Annotated in this window: 11 protein-coding genes; 2 read left to right on the top strand and 9 right to left on the bottom strand. The window is 67.3% G+C overall.

The features are described from left to right. Positions 1-61: 61 nt before the first annotated feature. The 9 genes from IP83_RS01685 to IP83_RS01645 form a co-directional block, all read right to left on the bottom strand. Positions 62-706 (bottom strand): phosphoribosylanthranilate isomerase, encoded by a 645-nt coding sequence (locus IP83_RS01685; protein ID WP_054120478.1) that lies wholly within the window; start codon positions 704-706, stop codon positions 62-64. A 149-nt stretch (positions 707-855) separates the two neighbouring features. After that, positions 856-1617, bottom strand: coding sequence for an SIMPL domain-containing protein (locus IP83_RS01680; RefSeq protein WP_054120477.1), 762 nt, complete (start codon positions 1615-1617; stop codon positions 856-858). 81 nt (positions 1618-1698) lie between these two features. Beyond that, the gene (locus IP83_RS01675; RefSeq protein ID WP_054120476.1) at positions 1699-2220 is read right to left on the bottom strand and encodes a GNAT family N-acetyltransferase; all 522 of its coding nucleotides are present in this window, start codon (positions 2218-2220) and stop codon (positions 1699-1701) included. Positions 2221-2228: 8 nt separating this feature from the next. Then, on the bottom strand, positions 2229-2915 hold the full coding sequence (gene pyrF / locus IP83_RS01670; protein ID WP_054120475.1) for an orotidine-5'-phosphate decarboxylase: 687 nt from the start codon (positions 2913-2915) through the stop codon (positions 2229-2231). Further along, positions 2912-3208 (bottom strand): DUF1049 domain-containing protein, encoded by a 297-nt coding sequence (locus IP83_RS01665; protein WP_054120474.1) that lies wholly within the window; start codon positions 3206-3208, stop codon positions 2912-2914. The genes pyrF and IP83_RS01665 overlap by 4 nt, the downstream gene beginning before the upstream one ends. 64 nt (positions 3209-3272) lie before the next feature. Continuing rightward, positions 3273-4586 (bottom strand): adenylosuccinate lyase, encoded by a 1314-nt coding sequence (gene purB / locus IP83_RS01660; protein ID WP_054120473.1) that lies wholly within the window; start codon positions 4584-4586, stop codon positions 3273-3275. A 72-nt stretch (positions 4587-4658) separates the two neighbouring features. Beyond that, complete coding sequence (locus IP83_RS01655) at positions 4659-5363, bottom strand: NRDE family protein (protein WP_054120472.1); 705 nt, start codon at positions 5361-5363, stop codon at positions 4659-4661. Then, positions 5363-6106, bottom strand: coding sequence for a DNA repair protein RadC (radC, locus tag IP83_RS01650; protein ID WP_054120479.1), 744 nt, complete (start codon positions 6104-6106; stop codon positions 5363-5365). Before radC ends, IP83_RS01655 begins: the two co-directional genes overlap by 1 nt. Before the next feature lie 64 nt (positions 6107-6170). Beyond that, positions 6171-6677: a MarR family winged helix-turn-helix transcriptional regulator gene (locus IP83_RS01645; protein ID WP_197274245.1), complete on the bottom strand. Its 507-nt coding sequence runs from the start codon at positions 6675-6677 to the stop codon at positions 6171-6173. Positions 6678-6807: 130 nt separating this feature from the next. Between IP83_RS01645 and IP83_RS01640 the strand changes: the two genes are divergently transcribed. Together IP83_RS01640 and IP83_RS01635 are read left to right on the top strand one after the other, a co-directional pair. Next, positions 6808-7290, top strand: a complete 483-nt coding sequence (locus IP83_RS01640; protein WP_054120470.1) for a DUF417 family protein — start codon at positions 6808-6810, stop codon at positions 7288-7290. A gap of 25 nt (positions 7291-7315) precedes the next feature. Next, positions 7316-7657, top strand: coding sequence for a hypothetical protein (locus IP83_RS01635; RefSeq protein ID WP_054120469.1), 342 nt, complete (start codon positions 7316-7318; stop codon positions 7655-7657). The last annotated feature ends 122 nt before the right edge of the window (positions 7658-7779 follow it).

Raw genomic sequence — 7779 nt, 5'->3', positions numbered from 1 at the left:
AAGTCGAGACACCATGCGTGGCGCTCGGTGTCTCGACTTCGCTCGACACGAACGGTTGGGGTTATGTTGCACGCGCTGCTTTGCAGAAAGCGCGGATCAGGCTTTCGTCTTTCACCCCCGGTGCGCTTTCGACGCCCGACGAAACATCGACCAGCGGAGCCTTGGTTGCGCGAATGGCTTCGGCGACATTGGCGGGAGAGAGTCCGCCAGCAAGCCCCCACGGCAGCGGGCCCTTGTGCGCGGCAAGCAGCGTCCAGTCGAACACGAGGCCAAGGCCGCCGGGCATCGCGGCGCCCTTGGGGGGCTTGGCATCGAACAGCACGAGATCGGCGGCGCCGGTGAAAGCCTGCGCACGCTCGACATCAGCCCTGGTCGCGACGGGGAGGGCTTTCCAGACGGGAAGACCGAATGCCTTGCGGACGGCGGCGACGCGGGCGGAATTCTCCTCGCCGTGGAGCTGGATCACATCGAGTTTCGCAGCGGCCACGAGTTCGGCGAGCAGACTGTCGGAAGGATCGACGAAGAGGCCTACGATTCTCGCGCGGCCCTTGGCGCGGGCGGCCAGCGCGGCGGCATCGGCAGGGGCAAGGTGGCGTGGGGAGCGGGGGAAGGAGACGAGGCCGATGTAATCCGCGCGCGCTGCGATGGCGGCGTCGACGGCGGCGGGGGTGGTGAGGCCGCAGATCTTGATGTGTGGGGCGGGCATAGCGGGCGGATAGGGCGGGCGCGCCTTATGGTCAAATGGCAGTGCGTGCCGGCGTGCCCACCCCCGACCCCTCCCGCCGGGCGGGAGGGGCGATCAAGCGCTATCCGGCTCCCCTCCCGCTTGCGGGAGGGGTCGGGGGTGGGCTTAGCTTACTGCCCCAGCTCGAACGTCACCGTGACATTTGCGCCCACCTGCACCTCGCCGGCCGCAACCGGGCTCGGTGCGGCCTTGGCCATCATCGCCTCGGCGCGGGCGTACATCACCATCGGTTGCGGGGCATAACCGCCGCTTTCGCTGATGGTAAGGATGCGCTTGACCGTCAGCCCCGCCGCCTTGGCATAGAGCTCGGCGCGGGCGCGGGCCTTCTTCATCGCTTCGATGCGGGCTTCATCGCTGGCAGCATCGGGGTTGTCGAGCTGGAACGAGGGGCCGCTGACCTGATTGGCCCCCGCATTCACTAGCGTGTCGATGGTCTTGCCATAGTTGCCGATCTTGCGCTGCTTCACCTCGACCTGGTTGGTTGCCTGATAGCCGATGATGACGGGATCGCCGCTGACGTTGCCGTTCGCATCAGCGCGCGGCTGGCCGTAGACCGGGTTCACCGAGAGGTTGCTGGTCTGGATATCGCGCTCGGCGATGCCCGAGGCCTTGAGCGCAGCGATCACCGCGTTCATCTGCTCTGCATTTTGCGAAAGCGCGGCCGACGCAGTCTTGGCCTGTGTGGTGACTCCGGCGCTGAACACCGCGAGATCGGGCACGCGCGTGCTGCGGCCATCGGCGCTGAGGGTCAGCACCGAATTGCCCGGGGCGACAACCGGGCCGGGGGACATGGTCTGCGCCATGGCGGGCGAGGCCGCGCTGGCCGCGGCAAGCGCGGCAGCCATCAGGCGCGAGGTGGAAGTGCTAGTCATCGATTGGTCCCCTTGAAACGATGCCCGCACGATTGCACCGATCCGGCTTTCATGGGGCTGAACCGCGATGACAGGTGTTTGTCAGGCGCCGAGTTGCAGCAACGGTCGTTCAAGGACGACCATCTGGAAGGAAACGTCGAGCGGCAGCGGGAAAGGCCGCAGTTCACCGGTGCGAACATAGCCCCGCCGTTCGTACCACGCGATCAGTTCGGTGCGCGCATCGACGACGATCAGTTCCATGCGGGTCGCGCCGAACTCCCGCGCCGCCAGCTTTTCGACCTCGCTGACCAGCGCACGGCCGAGGCCACCGGCCTGCAAGTCCGGATCGATGCAGAGCAGACCCATATAGGCGAGGCCGCCGCCAAGGTCGGTGATCGTGACCGTACCGACCAGCGCGCCGTCTCGCTCGGCAAGCAGCACGCGCTTCTCCGGCGCGGCGATCATCGCGGCGACTTCCTCCGGCGTCGTGCGGTCGCCATCGAGCAGATCGGCTTCGTTGGACCAGCCCTTGCGCGCGCTGTCGCCGCGGTAGCCGCTTTCGATCAGGGCGCGGACGGCAGGCGCGTCGGCAGGTCCGGCGATGCGGTAGGTCACTGTCGACATGGCAGCGTTCAGAGCGTGGCTTCGATGGCGCGGGCGGCGGCGACGGGGTCTTCGGCGCGGCTGATCGGGCGGCCGATGACGAGGACGCTGGCCCCGTCGCGCCGCGCGGCGGCAGGCGTGACGATGCGCTTCTGGTCGGCGGTGTGCGCCCCAAGGGACTTGTCTTCGGGCCTGAGGCCGGGGACGACGAAGAAGCCGTTCTTCCAGCGCTTGTGGATCGCGCCGACTTCGTGGCCCGAACAGACGATGCCATCAAGCCCGGCTTCCTGCGCCAGATCGGCCAGCCGCAGCGCCTGATCGTGCGCATTCGAGGACACGCCTACGGCAGCAAGGTCGTCGTCGTCGAGGCTGGTCAGCACGGTGACGGCGACGACCTTGCAATGCTCGCCCGCCGCCGCCTTCGCGTCTTCCATCATCGCGCGGCCGCCGCTGGCGTGGATGGTGACGATGGCGGGTTCGAGCACGTGGATCGACTGCATCGCGGCGGCGACGGTGTTGGGAATGTCGTGCAGCTTCAAGTCGAGGAAGATCGGCAGGCCGAGCTTGGCAACTTCATGCACGCCGTGGTGGCCATGCGCGCAGAAGAATTCGAGGCCGAGCTTCACCCCGCCGATATGGCCCTTGACCTTCTGAACCAGCGCGAGCCCGGCATCGAGGCGGGGCAGATCGAGCGCGAGATAGACGGGGTTGCTCATGATGCTTCGCTTGCTTTCCGGGCTTCAAGGCTGGTTGAGGTGAGCGAGGCGCTGCCCGCCAGCGTGGTTTCGAGGTTGTTGATGCGGCGCTGCAGGCGCCAGCGCATGGTGCGGTGGACCAGCCACATCGGTACGAGGCCAAGGAGAAACGCGGCGATCACCAGCGCAGGCAGCTTGGTATCGAGCACGAGGCCCTGCCACACGACGAGTTCGACCGGCTGCCAGTTCGCCGCCGAAAACGCGGCGAGCGCGGCCACGATCACCAGCCACAGGATCGAGCGCAGCGATTTCATGCGAGGTCCCTCCCGTTCTTGGCGCCCAAGCTAATCCGCTTTGGCGCGCAAGGCGAGTCCCGCGTTATTCCCCGAAAACCCGCGCAAAGATCGTGTCGACAGCCTTGAAGTGGTAATCGAGGTTGAACTTGTCCTCGAGCTCCTGCGCGCTCATCACCGCGCTCACTTCGGGATCGGCCTTGAGCAGTTCGAGCAGCGAGAGCTGGCCATCCGATTGCCACACCTGCATCGCATTGCGCTGGACGAGCCGGTAGGAATCGTCGCGCGTCAGCCCCGCCTGCGTCAGCGCCAGCAGCACACGCTGCGAGTGGACGAGGCCGCCCATGCGGTCGAGGTTTTTCTGCATGCGCTCGGGGTAGACGAGCAGCTTGTCGATCACGCCGGTGAGGCGCGCGAGCGCGAAATCGAGCGTGATCGTGGCATCCGGGCCGATGTAGCGCTCGACCGAGGAGTGCGAGATATCGCGCTCGTGCCACAGCGCGACGTTCTCCAGCGCCGGGGTGACGGCCGAGCGCACGACGCGGGCGAGGCCGGTGAGGTTTTCGGTCAGCACCGGATTGCGCTTGTGCGGCATGGCCGACGAGCCCTTCTGGCCGGGCGAGAAATATTCTTCCGCCTCCAGCACTTCGGTCCGCTGCAAGTGGCGGACTTCGGTCGCGAGGCGTTCAATGCTGCTGGCGATCACGCCGAGGACCGCGAAGAACATCGCGTGGCGATCACGCGGGATGACCTGCGTGGAGACAGGTTCCACCGCAAGGCCCAGCTTCTCGGCGACGTGGGCTTCGACGGCAGGGTCGATATTGGCGAAGGTGCCGACCGCACCCGAGATGGCGCAGGTGGCGACTTCGGCTCGGGCGGCGACGAGGCGGGCGCGGCAGCGGGCGAACTCGGCGTAGGCCTGCGCCAGCTTGAGGCCGAAGGTGGTCGGCTCGGCGTGGATGCCGTGGCTGCGGCCGATCGTGGGGGTGTACTTGTGCTCCACCGCGCGGCGCTTGATGGCATCGAGCAGCGCGTCGAGGTCGGCGATCAGGATGTCGGCGGCCTGCGTCAGCTGTACGCCCAGCGTGGTGTCGAGCACGTCGGAGCTCGTCATGCCCTGGTGCATGAAGCGCGCTTCGGGGCCGACTTCCTTCGCCACCCAGTCGAGGAACGCGATGACGTCGTGCTTGGTGACAGCCTCGATGGCGTCGATCGCCGCGACGTCGATCTTTGGACCCGTCGCCCACCAGTCCCACAGCGCCTTGGCGGCCGACGGCGGAACGACACCGAGTTCGCCCAGCTTCTCGGTCGCGTGGGCCTCGATCTCGAACCAGATGCGATAGCGCGCCTCCGGCTCCCAGATCGCGGTCATCGCGGGGCGGGCGTAACGGGGGACCATCGGCGACTCCTCAAGCAAATGCGTGGGCAGAGCCGCTAGGGGGAGGGGGGCGGGAAGGCAAGAGGGTGCGGGTCAGGCGGTGAAGGCGATGGCGGTCTCGCCCGCTGGTTCGCCGTCCGCAGCAAAGCGGCGCTCGATGATCCGCGCCGTGCCGTCCGAGGCGATCAGCAGCACGGTCGAGCAGCGCGTGCCGTAGACCGGATTGCAGATGAAGACGGGGGAGAAACGCGGCTCCGGTCCGGGCCCAGGGAGTTCGGTGCGCTCGGCCAGCGCGGTGAAGAGGGGGGCCGGATCGTCCTCGCCCGCAGCAAGCCAGGCGCCAAGCGCAGTTTCCAGTGCGCGTGTCTTGGCCCACGGTTCGTCATGCGGGCCATTGGAGAGGCCGTGGATGCCAGGCGCGAGGGGCAGGCGGCGCACCTCCGGGTGGTTGGTGAGGTGCCACGCGCTCTCAGAATCGGCCATGAACAGATTGAACGGGTTCATCTTTTCCGGCGCGGCAGGATCTTGCCCGGCCAGCCAGTCCGTCACCAGTGCCCCGCGCGAGGCAAGCTCGGGCTTTGGATAACCTTCGACGCGCAAGTTGGTGACAAGGGCAAATCGGCCTGCCTCATTGACGCCCAGCCAGGTGCCGCCCGCCTGCAGATCATGTCCGGCGATCACACCATTCGGCCAGCGCGCAAGCGGCGCGGTCGGGCGCTCATGGAACTCGTCGCGATTGCCGATCACGACAAGGCGCCAGCGCGGGTGCGCGCGGAAGGCGGCAGCGGCGACGCACATCAGATCAGGCCCTTCGCCTTCAGGCTGACATGGCCCTGCCGCCCGATGATCACGTGATCGTGGACCGTAATGCCCAGCAGTCGGCCGGCTTCGATGATTTTCTGGGTGATCTGGATGTCCGCGCGGCTGGGCTCCGGGCTGCCGGAGGGGTGGTTGTGGACGAGGATCAGCGCGGCGGCGCCGATTGCCATGGCCTTGGCAATGATCTCGCGCGTGTAGATCGCCGATTCGTCGAGCGTCCCGTCGCTGACGATCTGATCGAGGATCAGGCGGTTCTGCGTGTTGAGATAGAGCACGCGCACCCGCTCGTGGTTGAGGTGGGCCATGTCGATGTGGAGATAGTCGAGCAGCGCCTGCCAGCTCGAGAGCACCGGCTCCTCGCGCACCGTCTGCCGGGCGAGGCGGCGGGCGGATACCCCGACGATCTTGAGCGCTGCTGCGGCGGCGTCCTTGATGCCTGGCACGCCCATCAGCGTCTGCGCATCGGCATTGAGCACCCCGGCCAGGCTGCCGAAGCGCTGCAGCAGCATGCGCGCGTGGGGCTTCACGTCCTGCCGGGGGATCGCAGTCATCAGCAGGTATTCGATGACTTCGTGATCGCCGAGCGCATCATCACCGCCATCAAGCAGCCGTTTCCTGAGCCGGGCGCGGTGGCCGGAGGAATCGAGGCCCGCCTCGCGCACGCGGTCCTTTTCCGACTTTTCGCGGCCGGGCTGCGGGAAAAGGCTGGGCGGTTCGTCCATGGTCGCGCCGGACATTGCCCGCGCCGGGTGCAGGGCGCAAGCGCGCCAAATCGACCGATTTGGCTCAGTCGCCCGTCCCGCCGAGGCAGATATCGACCGGGCAGCGCGTGCAGACGTTCTCGTCGCAGAGGCGGCAGACGCGCAGCGCGTCGTCCGGACCCGCGACCAGCGCGGCGAGCAGCTTTTCCGTGGTGCCGATGAAAGCCTCCCGCTCCGCATCAGGCAAAGCGGCAAGCGCCTGCGCGATGGCATCGTGTCGGCCTTGCGCGATGGCTGCAGCGGCGGTTTCGCCCTGCGCCGTCAGGTGAAGCGCGACGCGTCGGCCATCCTCCGCGCTGGCGCGGCGCTCGACCAGTCCACGCGCCGCCAGCCGGTCCACCAACCGCACCGCGCCGGGGTGCGAGAGGCCAACGCCGATGCGCAGCGCGTCGATGCTCATGCCCGGCAGATGCGCGATCAGCTTCAAGGCCGCCGCTGCCGGGCCCGGCTCGGGCGCAGCAGCTTCAGCGGCGCGGGTGATGGCATCGCCGATGGCCACGGTGAGCGCGCCGACGAGATTGGTGTCACGCATGGAACTCATTCCCGCTAGTTATATGCTTCACGCATAGACTTCAAGTGCGAATCGATTTATATGATTGACGCACACAAAGTGCGCCGACGGGCATCCCGCTCCTCGGCATGATGACCTGAGGAGAGTACCCATGTTCCTGTCCCCCACCTTCGAGGCCCGCCTCGGCAAGACCGGCGCCGGTATCCTGCGCTACAGCCTCGTGTTCTTTTTCCTCGCGTTCGGGCTCTACAAGTTCACCCCGCACGAAGCCGCCGCGATCGCCCCGCTGATGGCGCATTCGCCGGTGCTGTTCTGGGCCGGCCCTACGCTCGGCGAGCAGGGCGCTTCGAACTTCATCGGCGTGATCGAGATCGCGATGGGCCTGATGGTCGCGACCCGCAGCTTTGCTCCGCGCATTTCGGCGCTCGGCAGCCTCGGCATGGCGGGTGCGCTGGTCACCACGCTGAGCTTCCTGTTCACCACCCCCGGTCTCGATCCGCAATCGAGCGATGCGGGCTTCCTGCTCAAGGACCTGACCCTGCTCGGCGCAGCGCTGTGGAGCGCGGGTGAAGCCTTCGCCGCGGCGCGCGTGGCACCGATGCAGGGCGGCCGGTTCGCCATGGAGGCGGCCTGACACTGCAGCTCCGGAGGCGGCGACCATGGCGCTTGCGCCGGTCGCCGCCATCCCGGTGTGGGTGCCGTTTCTGGCCGCAGTGGTCACGCTCGATCTTATAGCCGACGTGATATCCAAGGAATTTTCGCTTCATGGCGGCAGTTGGCGGATGGCCCTTGCGGCTTCGTTCGTTGTCGCCGGGAACCTGACCTGGCAATTCATGCTGCGGACAAGCGGGGTCGGGCTGGCCCGGGCGGGCTTGCTGTTTGCGGTCGGCGTCGCGGTCGGCGCCACTTTGATCGGCGTCTTCGGTTATGGCGAGGGCTTGACCGACAAGCAGAAGATCGGCGCCGTGCTCGGCGTCCTCGTGCTCTTGCTGCTCGGCTGAACCCGCCATCATGCTTCGCGAGTCCGTGCATTGCGTCGGCCCGCCTGCTGGGCGACAAGGCGAACAATGGCGGACGAGACCGAGCCTCTGAACGAATCGGCGGGAGGCCTGCCGGATGCCCC

Source organism: Novosphingobium sp. AAP93, assembly GCF_001296055.1.
Lineage (GTDB): Bacteria > Pseudomonadota > Alphaproteobacteria > Sphingomonadales > Sphingomonadaceae > Novosphingobium.
Note: the sequence above shows the minus strand (reverse complement) of the source record. Positions and strands in the feature narration are given on the sequence as shown.

Coding starts and splice junctions, on each gene's coding strand:
- radC (WP_054120479.1), bottom strand. CDS start 6,106: ATGGACGAACCGCCCAGCCTTTTCCCGCAGCCCGGCCGCGAAAAGTCG.
- IP83_RS01680 (WP_054120477.1), bottom strand. CDS start 1,617: ATGACTAGCACTTCCACCTCGCGCCTGATGGCTGCCGCGCTTGCCGCG.
- IP83_RS01665 (WP_054120474.1), bottom strand. CDS start 3,208: ATGAAATCGCTGCGCTCGATCCTGTGGCTGGTGATCGTGGCCGCGCTC.
- IP83_RS01685 (WP_054120478.1), bottom strand. CDS start 706: ATGCCCGCCCCACACATCAAGATCTGCGGCCTCACCACCCCCGCCGCC.
- IP83_RS01675 (WP_054120476.1), bottom strand. CDS start 2,220: ATGTCGACAGTGACCTACCGCATCGCCGGACCTGCCGACGCGCCTGCC.
- IP83_RS01645 (WP_197274245.1), bottom strand. CDS start 6,677: ATGCGTGACACCAATCTCGTCGGCGCGCTCACCGTGGCCATCGGCGAT.
- pyrF (WP_054120475.1), bottom strand. CDS start 2,915: ATGAGCAACCCCGTCTATCTCGCGCTCGATCTGCCCCGCCTCGATGCC.
- purB (WP_054120473.1), bottom strand. CDS start 4,586: ATGGTCCCCCGTTACGCCCGCCCCGCGATGACCGCGATCTGGGAGCCG.
- IP83_RS01635 (WP_054120469.1), top strand. CDS start 7,316: ATGGCGCTTGCGCCGGTCGCCGCCATCCCGGTGTGGGTGCCGTTTCTG.
- IP83_RS01640 (WP_054120470.1), top strand. CDS start 6,808: ATGTTCCTGTCCCCCACCTTCGAGGCCCGCCTCGGCAAGACCGGCGCC.
- IP83_RS01655 (WP_054120472.1), bottom strand. CDS start 5,363: ATGTGCGTCGCCGCTGCCGCCTTCCGCGCGCACCCGCGCTGGCGCCTT.